The 18,348-nt window shown below is 71.9% G+C and carries 17 protein-coding genes and 1 pseudogene; 11 read left to right on the forward strand and 7 right to left on the reverse strand.

Features of this window, described 5'->3' with window-relative positions:
* Nucleotides 1-146: 146 nt before the first annotated feature.
* Complete coding sequence (locus ABZS71_RS24285) at nt 147-1,196, reverse strand: LacI family DNA-binding transcriptional regulator (RefSeq protein WP_355858352.1); 1,050 nt, start codon at nt 1,194-1,196, stop codon at nt 147-149.
* Nucleotides 1,197-1,408: 212 nt separating this feature from the next.
* Here ABZS71_RS24285 and ABZS71_RS24290 point away from each other — a divergent pair, with 212 nt between their 5' ends.
* From ABZS71_RS24290 to ABZS71_RS24335, 10 genes are all read left to right on the forward strand, one after another.
* A complete protein-coding gene (locus ABZS71_RS24290; protein WP_356213519.1) occupies nt 1,409-2,614 on the forward strand; it encodes a Gfo/Idh/MocA family oxidoreductase in 1,206 nt (401 codons plus the stop codon).
* 7 nt (nt 2,615-2,621) lie between these two features.
* A complete protein-coding gene (locus ABZS71_RS24295) occupies nt 2,622-3,569 on the forward strand; it encodes a PmoA family protein (protein ID WP_356213522.1) in 948 nt (315 codons plus the stop codon).
* A gap of 5 nt (nt 3,570-3,574) precedes the next feature.
* The gene (locus ABZS71_RS24300) at nt 3,575-4,324 is read left to right on the forward strand and encodes a cupin (protein ID WP_355858361.1); all 750 of its coding nucleotides are present in this window, start codon (nt 3,575-3,577) and stop codon (nt 4,322-4,324) included.
* A gap of 57 nt (nt 4,325-4,381) precedes the next feature.
* Nucleotides 4,382-5,674 carry an ABC transporter substrate-binding protein gene (locus ABZS71_RS24305; protein WP_356213525.1) on the forward strand — a complete coding sequence of 431 codons (1,293 nt, stop codon included), beginning with the start codon at nt 4,382-4,384 and terminating at the stop codon, nt 5,672-5,674.
* The gene (locus tag ABZS71_RS24310) at nt 5,671-6,633 is read left to right on the forward strand and encodes a sugar ABC transporter permease (RefSeq protein WP_356213528.1); all 963 of its coding nucleotides are present in this window, start codon (nt 5,671-5,673) and stop codon (nt 6,631-6,633) included. The genes ABZS71_RS24305 and ABZS71_RS24310 overlap by 4 nt, the downstream gene beginning before the upstream one ends.
* Nucleotides 6,630-7,514, forward strand: coding sequence for a carbohydrate ABC transporter permease (locus tag ABZS71_RS24315; RefSeq protein WP_356213531.1), 885 nt, complete (start codon nt 6,630-6,632; stop codon nt 7,512-7,514). The genes ABZS71_RS24310 and ABZS71_RS24315 overlap by 4 nt, the downstream gene beginning before the upstream one ends.
* Nucleotides 7,515-7,523: 9 nt before the next feature.
* Nucleotides 7,524-8,108, forward strand: coding sequence for a hypothetical protein (locus tag ABZS71_RS24320; RefSeq protein ID WP_356213534.1), 585 nt, complete (start codon nt 7,524-7,526; stop codon nt 8,106-8,108).
* A gap of 157 nt (nt 8,109-8,265) precedes the next feature.
* Nucleotides 8,266-9,426: a Gfo/Idh/MocA family oxidoreductase gene (locus ABZS71_RS24325; RefSeq protein ID WP_355858376.1), complete on the forward strand. Its 1,161-nt coding sequence runs from the start codon at nt 8,266-8,268 to the stop codon at nt 9,424-9,426.
* 58 nt (nt 9,427-9,484) lie between these two features.
* Nucleotides 9,485-10,654: a dihydrodipicolinate synthase family protein gene (locus tag ABZS71_RS24330; protein WP_356213537.1), complete on the forward strand. Its 1,170-nt coding sequence runs from the start codon at nt 9,485-9,487 to the stop codon at nt 10,652-10,654.
* Nucleotides 10,651-11,484, forward strand: coding sequence for a sugar phosphate isomerase/epimerase family protein (locus ABZS71_RS24335; RefSeq protein ID WP_356213540.1), 834 nt, complete (start codon nt 10,651-10,653; stop codon nt 11,482-11,484). The genes ABZS71_RS24330 and ABZS71_RS24335 overlap by 4 nt, the downstream gene beginning before the upstream one ends.
* Before the next feature lie 430 nt (nt 11,485-11,914).
* Here the strand turns inward: ABZS71_RS24335 and ABZS71_RS24340 are convergent, their stop codons facing one another.
* From ABZS71_RS24340 to ABZS71_RS24365, 6 genes are all read right to left on the reverse strand, one after another.
* Nucleotides 11,915-12,481 (reverse strand): TetR/AcrR family transcriptional regulator, encoded by a 567-nt coding sequence (locus ABZS71_RS24340; protein WP_356213543.1) that lies wholly within the window; start codon nt 12,479-12,481, stop codon nt 11,915-11,917.
* Nucleotides 12,478-12,840 (reverse strand): DUF1304 domain-containing protein, encoded by a 363-nt coding sequence (locus ABZS71_RS24345; protein ID WP_356213558.1) that lies wholly within the window; start codon nt 12,838-12,840, stop codon nt 12,478-12,480. The genes ABZS71_RS24340 and ABZS71_RS24345 overlap by 4 nt, the downstream gene beginning before the upstream one ends.
* Nucleotides 12,841-13,120: 280 nt before the next feature.
* The gene (gene rbsD / locus ABZS71_RS24350) at nt 13,121-13,516 is read right to left on the reverse strand and encodes a D-ribose pyranase (protein WP_355858388.1); all 396 of its coding nucleotides are present in this window, start codon (nt 13,514-13,516) and stop codon (nt 13,121-13,123) included.
* Nucleotides 13,513-14,439, reverse strand: coding sequence for a ribokinase (locus ABZS71_RS24355; RefSeq protein ID WP_356213546.1), 927 nt, complete (start codon nt 14,437-14,439; stop codon nt 13,513-13,515). Before ABZS71_RS24355 ends, rbsD begins: the two co-directional genes overlap by 4 nt.
* A gap of 130 nt (nt 14,440-14,569) precedes the next feature.
* Nucleotides 14,570-16,510: a substrate-binding domain-containing protein gene (locus ABZS71_RS24360; RefSeq protein ID WP_356213549.1), complete on the reverse strand. Its 1,941-nt coding sequence runs from the start codon at nt 16,508-16,510 to the stop codon at nt 14,570-14,572.
* Nucleotides 16,500-18,017 carry a sugar ABC transporter ATP-binding protein gene (locus ABZS71_RS24365; protein ID WP_356213561.1) on the reverse strand — a complete coding sequence of 506 codons (1,518 nt, stop codon included), beginning with the start codon at nt 18,015-18,017 and terminating at the stop codon, nt 16,500-16,502. Before ABZS71_RS24365 ends, ABZS71_RS24360 begins: the two co-directional genes overlap by 11 nt.
* A 236-nt stretch (nt 18,018-18,253) precedes the next feature.
* On the opposite strand from ABZS71_RS24365, the pseudogene ABZS71_RS24370 reads away from it, so the two are divergent.
* Nucleotides 18,254-18,348 (forward strand): annotated as a pseudogene (locus ABZS71_RS24370) (NPP1 family protein); the annotation flags it as partial.

An 18,348-nucleotide genomic window follows, 5' to 3' on the forward strand; every position in this document is an offset into this window, starting at 1 on the left:
AGGGGTGGTGACGGCGCGGCGCCCGCCCCAACCCGCGCCCCGCTACCGGCATGGCACCCGAGACGCACCCCGCACCCCGCCACCGGCACCGGCACCGGCACCGGCATCGCACCCGCGGCGAAACCGGGCGGCCCCCAACGACAGGGTCAGCCCCGCGGCGGCGCGGTGGACGCCCGAGCCATCAGCTCGGCCCGTACCATCGCCACCCCACCCGGCGGCTGCGGCTCACGCCCCAAGGCCAGCCGGCCCGCCCGTACCCCCGCCTCGTGCAGCGGCAGCCGGACCGTCGTCAGCGCCGGTACCGCGTCCGCGCTGAACGGGAGATCGTCGAAGCCCGCGACCGAGACGTCCTCCGGAATCCGCAGCCCCTGGTCGCGCAGGGCCGCGCAGACGCCGAGCGCGATCGTGTCATTGGCGGCGACGACGGCGGTCAAGCCACGGTCGCGGCGCAGGAGTTCCAGGGTCGCGTCATAGCCGGACGCGCGGTCGTAGAGGCCGTGCACGGTCAGCCGGTCGGCATCCTCGTCGACGCCCGCCGCGGCCAGCGCGGCCCGGTGGCCCTCCAGCCGGTGCCGGGTCGTGGTGCGGTCGGCGGGGCCGGCCACATAGCCGATGCGGCGGTGGCCGAGGGTCAGCAGATGCTCGGTCAGCCGACGGGCACCGCCGCGGTTGTCGAAGGTGAGGGTGACGGCGTCCTCGATCGGCGGGCGGCCGCACAGCACCACGCGGGTGCCGGACGCGGCGAGCCGGGACGCCTTGGCGGCGACCGCGGCGGCGTGGCCGGGGTGTTCGACGGCGCCCCCGGTGAGGACGACGGCGGCCGCGCGCTGCCGCTGCAACAGGGTGAGATAGTTCAGCTCGCGCTCGGGCGACCCGCCGGTATTGCAGATCACGGCGAGCTTCTCGCCCCCGCGCCCCGGCTCACCGGCCGGGGCGCCCATCTCGGACTGCACGGCGCCCGCGATGATTCCGAAGAAGGGGTCCGCGATGTCGTTGACCAGCACTCCGACCAGGTCGGAGGTGGCGGCGGCGAGAGCGCTTGCCGGTCCGTTGACCACGTACTCCAGGTCGTCGACCGCGCGCAGCACCCGGGCCCGGGTCGATTCCGCGACCGGGTAGTTGCCGCTCAGGACACGCGACACGGTGGCCGCCGAGACCCGAGCCCGTGCCGCCACATCGGCCAGGGTCACTGCCATGATTCCTCCGTTGGGTGGTCACCTGGTGGTACACCGCGTGCGCTGGTTGGGCGGGGTCCATGCTCTCACTGGTCAGGACGGGCGATCCGGTCCGGCCGGGGATTCCGGAAGCGGGTGGACGATTCTGCAGACCGGGGTCTTGTCCTGTCATCCGGACCATGCCTAGGGTCCTCTCCAGTAAGCGCTTTCCGTCGGCGAGGAGCCTTAAGCCCATGGCCGCAGCAGCCACCGCCCATACCCGTCCCGCCGCCCCTGTCCGTGCCGCCGTCATCGGCACGGGAGCCATCGTCACCGGCAGCCATCTACCCGCACTGCGCGACCACGCCGACCGCGTGGACCTGGTCGCCGCCGTCGATGTGGACGCGGACCGCCTCGACGCCTTCCGCGCCACGGCGGCCGAAGGGGGACCGGCGGGCGCGGGGTTCAGCGTCACCGGATACTCCGACGTGGCCGCGATGCTGGAGAAGGAGCGCCCGGACCTCGTCCTCATCGGCACCCCGCCCTCCCTCCACCGCCACCAGACAGTGGCCGCGCTGCGCGCCGGCGCCTGGGTGCTGTGCGAGAAGCCGCTGTGTCTCACGCTCGCCGAGTACGACGAGATCGCGGCGGCTGAGCAGGCGGCTGAGCAGGACGCTGAGCAGGAGGCCGAGAAGGAGACCGGCGGCCCGTACGCGTCCGTCGTCTTCCAGCACCGCTACGGCTCGGGCGCGGTGCACGCCCGTGAGCTGCTGACCGAGGGCGCCCTGGGCCACCCGCTGGTGGCGCACTGCCAGACCACCTGGCATCGCGACGCCGCTTACTACTCCGTCCCCTGGCGCGGCCGTTGGGAGAGCGAGGGCGGCGGCCCGTCCATGGGCCACGGCATCCACCAGATGGATCTGCTGCTCCATCTCCTCGGTGACTGGACCGAGATACGCGGCATGGCCGGGCGGCTGGTCCACGAGGTGGAGAGCGAGGACGTATCGACCGCACTGGTCCGCTTCGCGAACGGCGCCATGGCCACCGTCGTCAACAGCGTGCTCTCGCCCGACGAGGTCAGCCGCATCCGTATCGACTGCGCGGACGCCACCATCGAGCTGACCCATCTCTATGGGCACCGCAACGACGACTGGGTCTACACCCCCGCCCCGCATCTGCGCGATGACACCGCCCGGCAGCAGCGCTGGCGCACTCCGGCCGCCGATCTGCCCAGCTCGCACGCCGCCCAGCTGTCCGGGCTGCTGGACGCGTTGCGCGACGGCGTACGGCCCCCGGGCAGCGGCCCGGACGCGCGCCGCACCCTCGAGTTCATCGCCGCGCTCTACAAGGCGGCCTTCACCGGGCGGCCCGTGCACGCGGGCGAGATCGTGCCCGGGGACCCGTACTACGACGCCATGCACGGCAATCACCCCGAGTGGGCCCCGAAGAAGGAGAGCTGAGGCCGCCATGACCCAGCACATCACCGTCACCCACACCCACGGCGAACGGATCTCGGTCGCCTCCGGCGGCGTCGAGCTGATGGCCTACGTCTACAAGCCCGACCCGGACGCCTTCGAGTCCCGTAAGCCGTACGCGCATCCGCTGCGCACCCTCGCCGGCAGCCCGGTCTCCGGCTACCGGCCGAGCGACCACCGCTGGCACAAGGGTCTGCAGATGACCGCCAGCCATCTGTCCGGGCAGAACTTCTGGGGCGGCAACTCCTATCTCGGCCCCGAACAGGGCTATCAGCGGGTCGAGGAGCGGGTCGGCTCGATGCGCCACGACGGCTTCGAGGAGTTCACGGCCGCTGACGACCGGCTGCGCTTCGTCGAAAAGCTCACCTGGGTGGAGAACGGGGGCGAGGTCTGGGCCGAGGAGCGGCGCACCGTCGAGCTGCACTCCGTCGAGCCGAACGAGGGCACCTGGGCCCTGGACTGGTCCATCCACCTCACCAACGTCCGCGGTGAGGCCCTGCGCTTCGGCTCCCCGACCACCGCCGGCCGGGAGATGGCCGGCTACACCGGACTCAACTGGCGCGGCCCCCGCGACTTCACCGGCGGGGACGTCTTCGGGCCGGACGGGCGCGGCGGCGACGGCGAGACGGGCGCCTCGGAGCTGATGGGCACCCCGGCCGCCGAGGCCCCCTGGGTCGCCTTCACCGCCGAGCACGACGGGACCGACGCGCACTCCACCCTGCTGTTCGCGCACGCGCCGGAGAACGCCGGCGCGATCCACGCCTCCCACTGGTTCGTCCGCTCCGAGCCCATCCCCTCGGTCGCCGCCTCGTGGGCGTTCTTCGAGGAGTTCGAGCTGGAGCCCGGGGAGAGCTTCGGCTACCGCTACCGGGTGGTGGTCGCCGACGGTGCCTGGGACCGGGCGCGCGCCGAGGACTACCTCAAGACCCACGGGTGGTGAGCGGGATGACAGCGATGGACGCCCCGCTGCCGGGCGGTGTGGGGCTCTCCCACATCAGCGCGTACGAGTGGGAGGCCGCCGACGGGGTGTGCGGCGGCAGCCCCCATCTCCATCTGGCCTGCACCGAGGCGTATGTGGTGACCGCCGGGCGCGGCGCCGTGCAGACCCTGACCGTCGAGGACGGCTATACCGAGACGCCGCTGGAGCCGGGCGCGGTGGTGTGGTTCACGCCCGGCACGGTGCACCGGATGGTGCAGGGCGGCGGCCTCAAGGTGACCGTGCTGATGCAGAACAGCGGGCTGCCGGAGGCGGGGGACGCGGTGTTCACCTTCCCGCCCGAGGTGCTGGCCGACCCCGGGGCGTACGCGGCGGCCGCCGCGCTGCCCGCCAGGGAGGGGCCGGAGGCCGACGCGGCCGCGCGGCGCCGCCGTGACCTGGCGATCGAGGGCTATCTCGTCCTGCGTGCCGCCGCGGAGAAGGGCGACGACGGGCCGCTGCGCGCCTTCCAGGAGGCGGCGGTGCGGCTGGTGGCGCCCAAGGTCGCGCAGTGGGAGCCCCGCTGGCGCGACGGTGCGCTCGCCGCGGCCCAGCGCACCGGTGAGCAGCTGCGGGCGCTCGCCGCGGGCGACCCGGCCCATCTCGCCCAGGCGCGCGTCACCGCGACCGGGCCCAGCCGCCGGGGCGGCTACGGCATGTGCGGCCGCAGGGACGAGTATGAGCTACCCGGCGCCACCCTCCCTTACTACGGCGAGTAGTCGCCGACGTCACCCAGCACCCATTACGGACCATTCAGGAGGGAGGTCGGCCCCGACATGCGCAGAAACAGGACAACGGTGTCCTGCGCCCTGACGCTCGTACTCACGCTCAGTGGTGCTCTTACGGGCTGCGGCGGCGGAGGGGACTCGGGCGGCACGGGCGGCAAGGTCGCCCTGCGGTTCACCTGGTGGGGCAACCCCGACCGGGCCGCGCGCACGGAGAAGGCCGTAGCGCTCTTCGAGAAGCGTCATCCGAACATCGACATCATCACGTCCTTCGCGGGCTTCGACACCTACAAGGCGAAGCTCGCGACGCAGGCGGCGGGCGGCGACGCCCCGGATGTGATGCAGCTGGACTACCGGCAGATCAACCAGTACGCGACCTCCGGCATCCTGCTCGACCTGGGGAAACACCGCGCGTTGCGGACGTCCGGGATCGACAAGGGGCTGCTGGCCACCGGAGTGGTCGAGGGCAGGCAGTACGCGCTCCCGGTGGCCCGGGGCACCGAGGCCATCCCGTACGACGCCGCGCTGTGGCGGAAAGCGGGGGTCGCCGCCCCCACCACCCGCTGGACCTGGGACGACTGGGCGGACGCCATGCGCAAGCTGTCGGCGTCCAAGGCCACCAAGGGGCGCGTCGGCTCCACCGACCCGGGCCAGAGCGAGGACGTCTTCGAGATCCGGCTGCGCGGCCAGGGCAAGTCCCTCTACGCCAGGGACGGCGGACTCGGCTTCACCGCCGACGATCTGACCCGCTACTGGGAGTGGTGCAGCAAGCTGCGCAAGGAAGGCGCGGTGAGCCGGGCCGAGCAGACCACCCAGATCGACGGCTCGGTGGAGAACGCCCCGCTCGGCCGGGGGACGTCCGTCTCGGACTTCAACTGGGACGCCCCCTCCAGCGGCTACGAGGCCATCGTCGGCGAGGGGCTGAAGCTCGCCCCGCTGCCCGTCGGCGAGAACGGCACCCCGAGCCAGTACTTCAAGCCCTCGATGTTCTTCGGGGCGTCCGCCAAAACCGGACACCCCGAGGAAGCCGCCCGGTTCATCGACTTCCTGCTGAACGACCCGGAGGCCGGCGCCATCCTCGGCGCCTCCCGCGGCATCCCGGCCAACGACTCGCTCCGCAAGAACGTCCTGCCGAAGCTGGAGGGCTTCGACCAGGTCATCTCGGCGTACCAGAAGCAGTTCGAGGGGAAGCTCGGCGATCCGCCGCCCGCGCCGCCCAAGGGCGACGCCTCGCTGCAGACCACCTTCCAGCGCGACTACGACCAGGTGTCGTACGAGCGCATGTCGCCGCGTGAAGCGGCGGAGAACTACATCACCGAGGCGAAGGCGGAACTGAGGCGATGACCGCGACCGCGACCCGCCCCGAGAGCGCCGCTTCGGCTCCCGTCGGCAAGAAGCGGCCACCGAAGCGTGAGCGGCAGGGCGCCGCCTGGGTGTTCCTGTCCCCCTGGGTCATCGGCGCCACCGTGCTGACGCTGCTGCCCATGGCCGTCTCGCTGTATCTGTCGTTCACCGACTACGACATGTTCGACGCACCGCGGTGGATCGGCCTGCGTAACTACACGCAGATGTTCAGCGAGGACCCCCGCTACTGGCGATCGGTCACCACGACCCTGACGTACGTGGCGATCGCGGTGCCGCTGCAGCTCGCGATGGCCCTGGCGGTGGCGCTGGCGCTGAAGTCCGTCAAACGCGGGAAGGGCTTCTACCGCTCGGCCTTCTACGCCCCCTCGCTGCTCGGCGCGTCCATGTCGATCGCCCTCGTCTGGCGGGCGATCTTCAACGACGGCGGCACCGTCGACAATCTGCTCACGTGGTTCGGGCTCGACATCGGTGGCTGGATCAACAAGCCGGGATGGGCGCTGCCGGCGGTCGCGCTGCTGACCGTATGGCAGTTCGGCGCCCCCATGGTGATCTTCCTGGCCGGGATGCAGCAGATACCCGCTGAGCTGTACGAGGCGGCGGCGGTCGACGGAGCCTCCTGGTGGCGGCAGTTCCGCTCCATCACCGTGCCGATGCTCTCACCGGTGCTCTTCTTCAACCTGGTGCTGCAGACCATCCAGGCGTTCCAGGTCTTCACCCCCGCCTTCGCGGTCAGCGGCGGCAAGGGCGGACCCGCCGACTCCACCCTCTTCTACACGCTCTACCTCTACGACCGCGGCTTCACCGCCTCCCATATGGGCTACGCCTCCGCCATGGCATGGGTCCTGCTGGTGGCCATCGGCATCGTCACCGCGGTGCTCTTCCGGACCTCCCGCTCCTGGGTCTTCTACGCCAACGACAACAACGAGGGGCGCCGATGACGACCGCGCCGACCACGACCACCCCGGCGGGGGCTTCCGCGCGACGGCGGCCCGCGCCCGCCCGGATCGTCCTCCATGTCTGCCTGATCGCCGTGCTGCTGGTGATGCTCTACCCGCTGGCCTGGCTGGTCGCGACCTCCTTCAAACCCGCCGACGAGGTCATCGCGAGCCTCAAGCTGCTCCCCAGCCACTTCGAATGGGGCAACTACGCGACCGCCATGGACGGCGTGAACGAGGTCAGCGTCGGCCGGCTGCTGTGGAACTCGCTGCTCATCGCGTGCGGTGCGGTGCTCGGCAACGTCATCAGCTGCTCGCTCGCCGCGTACGCCTTCGCCCGGCTGCGGTTCCGGATGCGCGGCCCGCTCTTCGCCTTCATGATCGCCACGATCATGCTGCCGCACCACGCCGTGCTGATCCCGCAGTACATCGTCTTCAACCAGCTCGGCATGGTGAACACGTACTGGCCGATGATCCTGCCGAAGTTCCTGGCCACCGACGCCTTCTTCGTCTTCCTCATCGTGCAGTTCATGCGCGGACTGCCGCGTGAGCTGGAGGAGGCGGCGCGGATCGACGGCTGCGGGCCCTTCCGTTCCTTCTTCAGCGTCATCCTGCCGCTGACCAGGCCCGCGCTGATCACCACCGCGATCTTCACCTTCATCTGGACGTGGAACGACTTCTTCACCCAGCTCATCTATCTCTTCGAGCCGGAGAAGTTCACCCTGACCCTGGCCCTGCGGTCCTTCGTGGACGCCTCCAGCCAGTCGGCCTTCGGCCCGATGTTCGCGATGTCGGTCTTCGCGCTGCTGCCGATCGTGCTCTTCTTCCTCGCCTTCCAGCGCTTCCTGGTCGAGGGCATGGCCAACTCCGGACTGAAGGGCTGATGATCCGCCGTGCGTACCGCGACCACGCGCGAACCGGGCGAGCTCTTCGGCCCGCGCTTCGCACTCTTCGCCGATGTCCTGGTGGTGGGGCTGGCCACGGCCGCCGCCTCGCTGCCGCTGCTCACCGTCCCCGCCGCCATGTCCACGGCCTGCGCCGTCCTCGACCGGCGGGTGCGGCACGACGCGCCGAGTACGGCGGGCGACTATGTCCGCGCTCTGCGCGGACGGCTGCGTAGGGGCGATCTGCCGGCCGGGGCGGGGCTGCTGGCCGGCTGTGCGCTGCTGCTGTTCAACGCGCTCGCGGCGGGGGCGGGGCTGCCGGGCGCGGCCGCCTTCCGGCCCGCCCTGTTCGCGGCCGGCGGTCTGCTCGCCGTCGTCTTCCTGCGTGCGTGCGCCCGCCCGGAGTCGGCGACCAGCTGGCGCGCGGCGCTCCGCTCGGCGGCGTACGACGCGGTGCGCAGACCGCGCGGCAGCGCCGTACTGCTGCTCGCGGTCGCCACCGCCGCGGTCTGCGCCTGGGCCTACCCACCGCTCGCCTTCCTCGTCCCCGGCCCCCTTTCTCTGGCCGCCCGAGCCACGGAGCACCACCTATGACCCTGCCCCGCCGTTCACCTATCGCCTGACGCTGCGCTGAAGCGCTGACTGCGCCTGTCCCACCCCTGGGTCCGCTCTGTACAGGGGTGGGACAGGGCGGCTAGCGTTGACGCGTAGAAAGCGCTTACTGTGCCCCTTGGTGAGGAGAAGAACCCACGTGACACGCAAGACAGTGCGGATCGCCATGAACGGTGTGACCGGCCGTATGGGCTACCGCCAGCACCTCGTCCGCTCCCTCCTCGCCATCCGGGAACAGGGCGGCGTCGACCTCGGCGACGGCAGCGTGCTGTGGCCCGAGCCGCTGCTCGTCGGCCGCCGCAAGCACGCCCTCAGGGAGCTCGCCGAGCGCCACGGCCTCGACCCCGTCGCCGACGTCTCGACCGATCTGGACGCCGTGCTCGCGGACGACGGCGTCGACATCTACTTCGACGCCCAGATCACCACGGCCCGCGAGGAGGCCATCAAGAAGGCCATCGCGGCCGGCAAGCACATCTACACCGAGAAGCCGACCGCCTCCGGTCTGGACGCCGCCCTGGAACTGGCCCGGCTCGCCCGGGCGGCGGGCGTCAAGCACGGCGTCGTCCAGGACAAGATCTTCCTGCCCGGGCTGCTGAAGCTGAAGCGGCTCATCGACGGCGGCTTCTTCGGCACGATCCTCTCCGTGCGCGGCGAGTTCGGCTACTGGGTCTTCGAGGGCGACTGGCAGAGCGCCCAGCGGCCCTCCTGGAACTACCGGGCGGAGGACGGCGGTGGCATCGTCGTCGACATGTTCCCGCACTGGGAGTACGTCCTGCATGAGCTGTTCGGCGCCGTACGCACCGTCCAGGCGCAGGTCACCACCCATATCCCGACCCGCTGGGACGAGCAGGGCAAGCCGTATGCCGCCACCGCCGACGACGCGGCCTACGGCATCTTCCAGCTGCAGGGCGGCGCCATCGCGCAGATCAACTCCTCCTGGGCGGTCCGGGTGAACCGCGACGAGCTGGTCGAGTTCCAGGTCGACGGCACCGAGGGCTCGGCCGTCGCGGGGCTGCGCAACTGCCGCGTCCAGCACCGCTCGGCCACCCCCAAGCCGGTCTGGAACCCGGACCTCCCGGCCACCGAGCCCTTTCGCGCCCAGTGGCAGGAGGTCCCGGACAACGAGGAGTTCGACAACGGTTTCAAGGCGCAGTGGGAGCTCTTCCTGCGTCATGTCGCCCTCGACGAGCCCTGGCGCTGGGACCTGCTCGCGGGCGCACGCGGTGTCCAGCTCGCCGAACTGGGCCTCGCGTCATCGGCGGAGGGCCGCCGCCTGGACGTACCGGAGCTGAGCCTGTGAGCGGCGCCGACCGGAGCCTCGGTCACCGCCGCGGCGGCCGAAACGTTGGAGGAGCACGGTGATCCGGCTGCCTGCCGGGCCGGGCGAGGTGCGCGACCACACACCCCGGGCAGAGCCCTTGGCCCTCGCCCCGGGCGGCGCCCCGCTCGCCTCCCGCGTCGTCTTCTCGGCGGCCCATGTGGTCGCCGACCCGTACGCCGATGTGACCCCCGACAGCCCGGCCGCCGTCGACTGGGACGCCACCCTCGCCTTCCGCCGCCATCTGTGGTCGCACGGGCTCGGCGTGGCCGAGGCCATGGACACCGCCCAGCGCGGCATGGGCCTGGACTGGGCGGGTGCGTCCGAACTGATCCGCCGTTCGGCGGCCGAGGCCAGGGCGGTCGGCGGGCGCATCGCCTGCGGTGTGGGCACCGACCAACTGGCCGTCACCGAGATCGGCTATCCGTACAGCCTGGACGAGGTCCGGGCCGCCTACGAGGAACAGCTCGCCGTCTGCGAGGAGTCCGGCGCCCAGGCGATCCTGATGGCCTCGCGGGCCCTGACCGCCGTGGCCAAGGGCCCGGAGGACTACCTGGAGGTCTACGGCCATCTGCTGCGCCAGGCCGCCGAGCCGGTCATCCTGCACTGGCTGGGCCCGATGTTCGACCCGGCCCTGGAGGGCTACTGGGGCAGCACCGGTCTGGACGCCGCCACCCATACCTTCCTGGACGTGATCGCCTCCCACCCCGACAAGGTCGACGGCATCAAGGTCTCCCTGCTCGACGCCCGGCGCGAGATCGCGCTGCGCCGCCTGCTCCCCGACGGGGTGCGCTGCTACACGGGCGACGACTTCCACTACCCCGAGCTGATCGCGGGCGACGACCGCGGTTTCAGCCACGCCCTGCTCGGCATCTTCGACCCGCTGGGCCCGCTCGCGGCGGAGGCGGTACGCCGGCTGGACACGGGCGACGTGACCGCCTTCCGCGCGTTGTTGGACCCCACCGTGGAGCTCTCCCGCCACCTCTTCCGGACCCCGACCCGCTACTACAAGACGGGCGTGGTCCTCCTCGCCTGGCTGGCGGGCCACCAGTCGCACTTCACGATGGTGGGCGGCGCGCAGTCGGCCCGTTCGCTGCCGCACTTGGCGCGGGCGTACGAACTGGCGGACGGGCTGGGCCTGTTCCCGGACCCGGCGCGAGCGGAGTCGCGCATGAAGCACCTTCTCGCCGTCCACGGAGTCTCGCAATGAGCAACGACCTGTCCCGCCTGAGCCTCAACCAGGAGACCATCAAGCAGTGGTCGCTGCCCGAACTGGCCGAGGGCTGCGTCAAGGCGGGCCTCACCGGCGTCGGCCTGTGGCGCGCCCCGGTCCAGGAGTACGGCGTGGAGGCGGCGGCCCGCCTCATCCGCGACACCGGCCTGACCGTCACATCCCTCTGCCGGGGCGGCTTCTTCACCGCGCTCGACCCGGACGAGCGGTCGGCGGCCCTGGCCGACAACAGGAAGGCCATCGATGAGGCCGCCACCCTCGGCACCGACACCCTCGTCCTGGTCTCCGGCGGCCTCCCGCCCGGCAGCCGCGACCTCTTCGCCGCCCGCGAGCGCATCGCCGATGGGCTCGCAGAGCTGGCCCCGTACGCCTTTGAGCGCGGCGTCCGGCTGGCCATCGAGCCGCTGCACCCCATGTACGCCTCCGACCGCTGCGTCGTCTCCACCCTCGCCCAGGCCCTCGACCTGGCCGGGCGGTTCCCGGCCGATCAGGTGGGCGTGGTCGTGGACACGTACCACCTGTGGTGGGACGACGCGGTGGCCGCGCAGATCGCCCGCGCGGGCGCCGGAGGCCGTATCGCCGCCTTCCAGCTCGCGGACTGGATCACCCCGCTCCCGGAGGGCGTCCTCCTGGGCCGCGGCCAGCTCGGCGACGGCTCGGTCGACTTCCGCTGGTTCCGCGAGCGGGTCGACGCGACCGGCTACGCCGGGCCGATCGAGGTGGAGATCTTCAACCCGGCGCTCTGGGCACGGGACGGCGCCGAGGTCCTGGCAGAGGTGGTCGACCGCTACCGCTCGCTGGTCCTCTAGCGCCGCTGTCCCGGCGTCGGCGCCGGTACTGATGCCGGTGCCGGTGCCGGTGGTGGGGTGCGGGTTTCGTGTCGCGCCTTCGGCGCCTGGAGCATGGGGCAGGTGGCGGCGGGCCCGGTGGCGGCTCTTGTGGTCGGGGGCTTGGGCCGATGCCGGGCAGCGGATCGGGCACCGGCGATGCCTCCGTCCAGGATCAGGGCGAGACCCGCGGCCGACCCCAGGACCCAGGCGCGCACAGGGCGGTTCGGCTTCTTGGCGCGGACGTGCTGCATACGGAACGACTCCCGAAAGGGTTGAGGAAACGCTGATGCGAGGCGCGCACCGAGGACCGGAAGACCCCGTCCCGGAACCGCCTTCACCCCCACCAGACGTGCGACCCCACCCGGGGTTGTCGCTCGCTCAAAAGAAAATCTGCCGGTTTTCCGCGACGCTACGGCAGAGGCGTGCGGTGAAGGGTGACGAGCAGACGCCAGACCTGGTGGGCGATCTGGGTGGAGGTGCCCTCGACGAGCCCGTGCAGCCAGTCGGCGAGCACGCCCGCGAAGGTCGCGGCCACGGCCGAGGCGATCAGGTCGGGCTCCGGCGCACCGGCCAGGGCGCGCTCGGTGCGGCTGCGGGCGCGCAGATCCTGATGGAGTACGTGGCCGAGCGGGCCACCGCCCCCTGGGCTCAGCAGAGCGCGGTAGAGGTCGGCATGCGGGGTGAGGCCGGCGAAGAAGTCGACCAGCGCGGGTGGCGGGGAGGCGGGGTGCGGGGTGCCGCGCCAGGCGTGCAAGGCGTCCACGGCGTCGCGGACCACATCGGCACAGGCATCGACGGCCAGGTTCTCGAGGTCGCTGTAGTGGAGGTAGAACGTGGCGCGGGCGACCTCGGCCCGGCGCACCAGGGCGGCGACGCTGACCTCCGCCAACGGGCGCTGCGCGCACTCGTCGAGGAGTGCCCGACGCAGCCTGGCCCGGGTCCGGGCGGCCCGGGGGTCTTCGTGCGGGGAGGTCATCGGGCCAGGAGGACGGCGACGAGTGCCAGCGCCCCGGGCAGTGCCTGGGCGATCAGGATGCGCCGGTTCGCGGTGGCACCGCCGTACAGGCCGGCGATGACCACGCAGATCAGGAAGAAGACCTGGGCCTGGAACCCCGTCGGGTCGTCGGCGATCAGGCCGCAGATCAGTCCCGCGGACAGGAAACCGTTGTAGAGGCCTTGGTTCGCGGCCAGCGGGGCGGTGGCGTGGGCCATGGCGGCATCGAAACCGGAGAGTTCGCGACCCGGTCTCTTCTCCCACAGGAACATCTCCAGAACCAGGATGTACGCGTGCAAGGCCGCCACCAGGGCGACCAGAACATCAGCCGTCGTCTTCACTGTCGTCCCCACCGCATCGATTTCATGGACAGATGTCCAACATACATGGACGGTTGTCCAGAAAGTCGCCCGGGAGGGTGCGTGGATCGCTCAGGGAACTGACGTCGTGTAACGGATTGATAACTCGCGGAAACCGTGCAACCCTTCCGGGCCCAGGCGGGTCGTACCTGGCATGGGCTTCCTGGGGAGGGATCCGGGGGGATTCAAAGGGAGCCTTGCGGAGGGGGAAGCGAGGGGCCCGGTCCACGGACCGGGCCCCTCGAAATATGTCCGCCGCACGTCAGAACGGCACGCCGCACCGCAGCAGCACATTCGCGTACGGCCGCGCCTCCCCGGTGCGCACGACCAGCTTGGCCGCACCGGTCAGGGACTTGAGCTCCTCGTGCGGGATCAGCTCCAGCGCGGGATAGGGGAAGAGGCCGTCGAGCAGCGCGATCGCCGCCGGGTTGTGCTCCCGTACCTCCAGCGCCGCCGTGGCCCCCTCGATCACCAGTTCGTCCAGCAGTCCGGTCAGCACCCGCTCGAAGGACGGGACCCCGGCCACGAAGGCGAGGTCCACGACGAGGGGCCCGGAGGGAATGGGCAGCCCCGCGTCGCAGACCATCACCGTGTCGGTGTGGCCCAACAGGGCGATTCCCGCGCTCAGGTGCCGGTTGAGGATTCCCGCCCGCTTCATCGGGCCGCCATGCCGTCGGCGGTGGGGAAGGACTCCTGCGCGCCGGCCCGGGTCACCGCGGCCGCGCCCACGCGCACCGCGAACCGCACCGCGGTCTCCAGGTCGTCGCCGACGCCGAGGCGCCAGCCGAGCGCCCCGGTGAAGGCGTCCCCGGCGCCCGTGGTGTCCACGGCCTCGACCGGGGGGCTGGGGACACGGACCGTACGGTCGCGGTCGGCGACGAGCGCGCCGTCCCCGCCCAGGGTCACCACCACCGAACGCGGGCCGCGCGCCAGCAGGGCCCCGGCCCACTCCTCGGGCGCCCCGGAGCCGCCCCCCGGATCGTCGCGCAGCAGGAACCGCGCCTCGTGCTCGTTGACCACCAGCGGATCGCACACGGCCAGGACGTCGTCGGGCAGCGGGGCGGGCGGCGAGGGGTTGAGCACCACGCGCGGCCCGGGGCGGTCGCCGATCCCCGCGTCCGCCGCGCGGACCACCTCGGCGACCGTCTCCAGCGGGATCTCCAGCTGGAGCGAGACCACGCGCGACGCGGCCAGCAGGCTGCCCGCGGCCCGTACGTCGTCGGGCGTCAGCCGGGCGTTGGCGCCGGGGGAGACCACGATGCTGTTGTCGCCCGAGGGGTCCACCGTGATCAGCGCGACCCCGGTGGGCGCGCCGCCGACGAGGACGCCGACGGTGTCGACCCCGGCCGTCCGCTGCGACTCCAGCAGCAGCCGGCCGTAGTCGTCGTCGCCGACCCGGGCCAGCAGGGCCGCACGGGCCCCCAGCCGGGCGGCGGCGACGGCCTGGTTGGCGCCCTTGCCGCCCGGGTGGACGGCCAGGTCGGAACCGAGGACGGTCTCGCCCGCCCCGGGGCGGCGGTCGACTCCGATCACCAGATCGGCGTTGGCCGAGCCCACGACCAGCAGGTCGTAGTCGTGCATGCGGTACGTCCCTTCGTATGACGGCTGTTATCGGCGGCTGGGGCAGGCCCGAGGCCCTTGCCCCTGTCCGCCCCCGACCCCGGCCCGACAACGCCGGACCGGGGCCGGGGGCGGTGCCCCGGTCCCAGGATCACTTGACCGCGACGACCTTGACCGGCACCTTGACCGCCCCGGCGATCTTCTCTCCCCTGGCGGCCTTGATGGCGTTCCGTACGACCATCCGCCCCAACTCGCGAGGCTGCTGGGCGACGGTCGCGGCGAGGGTGCCGTCCTTGACCGCCTTGAGGCCGTCCGGTGTGCCGTCGAAGCCGACGACCTCGACGGACTTACCCGCCTTGGACCCCAGCGCCTTGACCGCGCCGAGCGCCATCTCGTCGTTCTCGGCGAAGACTCCGTCGATGCCGCGGTGGGCCTGGAGCAGATTGGTGGTCACATCCAGGGCCTTGGCCCGGTCGAAGTCCGCGGGCTGCTTGCCGACGACCTTGATGCCCGGGTACGCCTTGAGGCCCTCCGCGAAGCCCTGGCCGCGTTCACGCGAGGCCGACGTGCCGGCGACGCCCTGGAGCACCAGGATCTTCCCCTTGCCGCCGAGCCGCTCGGCCAGCGTCTTGGCGGCGAGCTTGCCGCCCGCGATGTTGTCGGAGGCGACCAGGGCCGCGATGTCCGCCTTATTGACGCCACGGTCGGCGGCGAGCACCGGGATGCCCGCCTTATTGGCGGCCTTGACGGACGGTCCCGCGGCGTCGGAGTCGACCGGGTTGATGATGATTGACTTCATGTTCTGACTGGTGAAGTTCTGGATCTGGTTGGCCTGCTGGGAGGCGTCGTTCTGGGCGTCGGTGACCGTCAGGCTGATCCCGGCGTGCTTGGCCTCCTCCTGCGCGCCCGCCTTCAGCTGGACGAAGAAGGGGTTGTTGAGGGTGGATACCGACAGGCCCACCTTGGTGCCGGAGGCGCCGGAGGAGCCGGAGTGCCAGACGGAGGCGCCGAAGGCGATCGCCGCGACGACCACGGCGGCCACCGCGAACTTCCCGGCGTTCATGGCCGCCTTACGGCCGCCGCCGGAGGGTCCGCCGACGGGCGTGGCCGGGCGCGATCCGGCGCGCCGGCGCGCCGTGTCGAGCAGCACCGCGAGCGCGATGACGACGCCGATGACGACCTGCTGCCAGAAGGCGGACACCTCCAGCAGGTTGAGCCCGTTGCGCAGCACCGCGAGGATCAGCGCGCCGATGAGCGTGCCGGACGCCTTGCCGACCCCACCGGACAGGCTCGCGCCGCCGATGACGACCGCGGCGATCGCGTCGAGTTCATAGCCGACGGCCGCCTGCGGCTGCGCGGAGGACAGCCGGGAGGCGAGGACGATGCCCGCGATGGCCGCGAAGCCGCCGGAGAGCGCGTAGATGACGAGCTTCTGGCGCGCCACCCGGATGCCGGAGAGCCGGGCCGCCTCCTCGTTGCCGCCGATCGCGTACATCGCGCGGCCCGCGTACGTACGGCCCAGCAAGCCCGCCGTGATCAGGCCCATCGCGACCATCACGATCACCGGGACGGGCAGCCAGCCGCCCAGCGTGTCGCCGAGGCCGGAGATCGCTTCGGGTACGGCTATCGGGCTGCCCTGCGAGATGACCAGGGCCAGACCCCGGCCGACCGAGAGCATCGCCAGCGTGGCGATGAACGGCGGCAGCTTGCCGTAGGAGACCAGCGCCCCGCTGACCAGACCGCAGGCGATACCGGTGGCGACGGCGAGCAGCGCCGCGAGCCACACCGGCAGCCCCTGTGAGGTCGCCGACCAGGCGAGCACGGTGGCGGACAGCGCGGCCACCGAGCCGACCGACAGATCGATGCCCGCGGAGACGATGACGAAGGTGACGCCGAAGGCGAGGATCGCGGTGACCGCCGCCTGGACGCCGACATTGAGGAGATTGTCGGTGGTGAGGAAGTCGCCGGACAGCAGCGACATGGCCGCCACCAGCAGCACCAGGGCGCTCAGCGCGCCGTTGTCGAGCAGCACGCGGCGCAGCACCGCCGGGCCCCCGGGTTCCTCCGTGGTCACATGCGTGTCAGTTGCCACGGGAGCCCTCCTTTTCCGTGACGCCGACGCCTTCGTCGACGCCCTTGACGTCCTTCACGGCCAGGGCCATCACGGCGTCCTGGGTCGCTTCCTGCGCGGTCAGCTCTCCGGCGATCCGGCCCTGGGCCATGACCAGGACCCGGTCGCTCATCCCCAGCACCTCGGGGAGGTCGCTGGAGATCATCAGGACGGCATGGCCCGATGCGGTGAGTTCATTGATGAGTTGGTAGATCTCGACCTTGGCGCCCACGTCGATCCCGCGGGTCGGCTCGTCGAGGATCAGCACCTTGCTGTCGGCGAGCAGCCACTTGCCGATGACGACCTTCTGCTGGTTGCCGCCGGAGAGGGTGCGCACCCGCTGGTCGAGCCCGGCCATCCGGACGGCGAGCTGCTCGGCGACGCGGGCCGCGGCCAGCCGCTGTCCGGCCCGGTCGACGAGCCCGGCGCGGGTGGCGCCGCGCAGGGTGACCAGGCCCAGGTTCTCCTGTACGGAGGCGTCCAGGAGCAGCCCCTGGCCCTTGCGGTCCTCCGGTACGAGGCCGATGCCGGCGTCCATGGCGGCCACCACATCGTGGCGGGGCAGCGGTGTGCCGAGCACCTCGACGGTGCCGGAGTCGTAGGGGTCGGCGCCGAAGAGGGCCCGTACGACCTCGGTGCGGCCCGCGCCGACGAGCCCGGCCAGGCCCACCACCTCCCCGGCGCGCACCTCGAAGCCGATGTCGTGGAAGCTGCCGTCGCGGGTGAGGCCCTCGACCTTCAGCAGGGGCGCTCCGGCGTCCGCGCGCCGCCGCGGGTACTGCTGCTCGATGGAGCGGCCGACCATGAGCCGCACCAGCTCGTCCTGGTCGGTGGTGGCCGGGACCTGGGTGACGCTGCGGCCGTCGCGCAGGACGGTGACGCGGTCGCCCAGGGCGGCGATCTCCTCCAGATGGTGGGTGATGAAGACGACGCCCACACCGTCCGCGCGCAGCGTGCGCACGATCCGGAAGAGCTTGTCGACCTCCTCGGTGGTGAGCACGGCGGTCGGCTCGTCCATGATCAGGACGCGGGCGTCCAGGCTCAGCGCCTTGGCGATCTCGACCATCTGGAGCCGGGCGATGCCGAGGTCGCGGACCCGGGTCCGGGGGGAGACGTCCACACCGACGCGGGCGAGCAGCTCGGCGGCCCGCTCATGCATCGTCTTGCGGTCGATCAGGCCGAAGCGGCGCGGCTGGCGGCCCAGGAAGATGTTCTCGGCGACGCTGAGGTCGGGGACGAGGGTGAACTCCTGGTGGATGGTGGCGATGCCGAGCCGCTCGGCGTCCTCGGCGCCGCCTATGCGCACGGGGCTGCCGTCGACGAGGATGCGGCCGCCGTCGGGGCGGTGGGCGCCGGAGAGCATCTTGATCAGCGTGCTCTTGCCCGCGCCGTTCTCACCGAGCAGCACATGGACCTCGCCACGGCGCAGATCGAAGTCGACCCCGTCGAGCGCGACCACGCCGGGGAAGGTCTTACGGACGCCTTCCATGCGCAGCAGCTCCACCCCACCGTCCGCAGCCGCGGCGGCCCCCGCGCCGGACGCGGGGGCCGCTGGGCTGGGCGTCGCCCTGCCCGCACCCGTCGCCCCGGCTCCGTCGCCCGTCCTCAGGGTGTCCGGCCTCGCGGCCGCGGCCTTGCCGTCCGCCTCTGCTGATACCGCGATTCCTGCCGGGGCTTGCGCGTCCGGCGCTGACGCCTCGGCATCCGCGCCGCCCGGTGCGACGGTGCTACCCCACGCCCGCCATCGGATCCGACGGGACGGTAGCCCCCGGTCTCAACCCGAGCGGGGCCCTCAACGGCCAGTGCCGCGACTCCTGGGA

The organism is Streptomyces sp. NPDC005393 (assembly GCF_040606675.1).
In the GTDB taxonomy this organism is placed as follows: domain Bacteria; phylum Actinomycetota; class Actinomycetes; order Streptomycetales; family Streptomycetaceae; genus Streptomyces.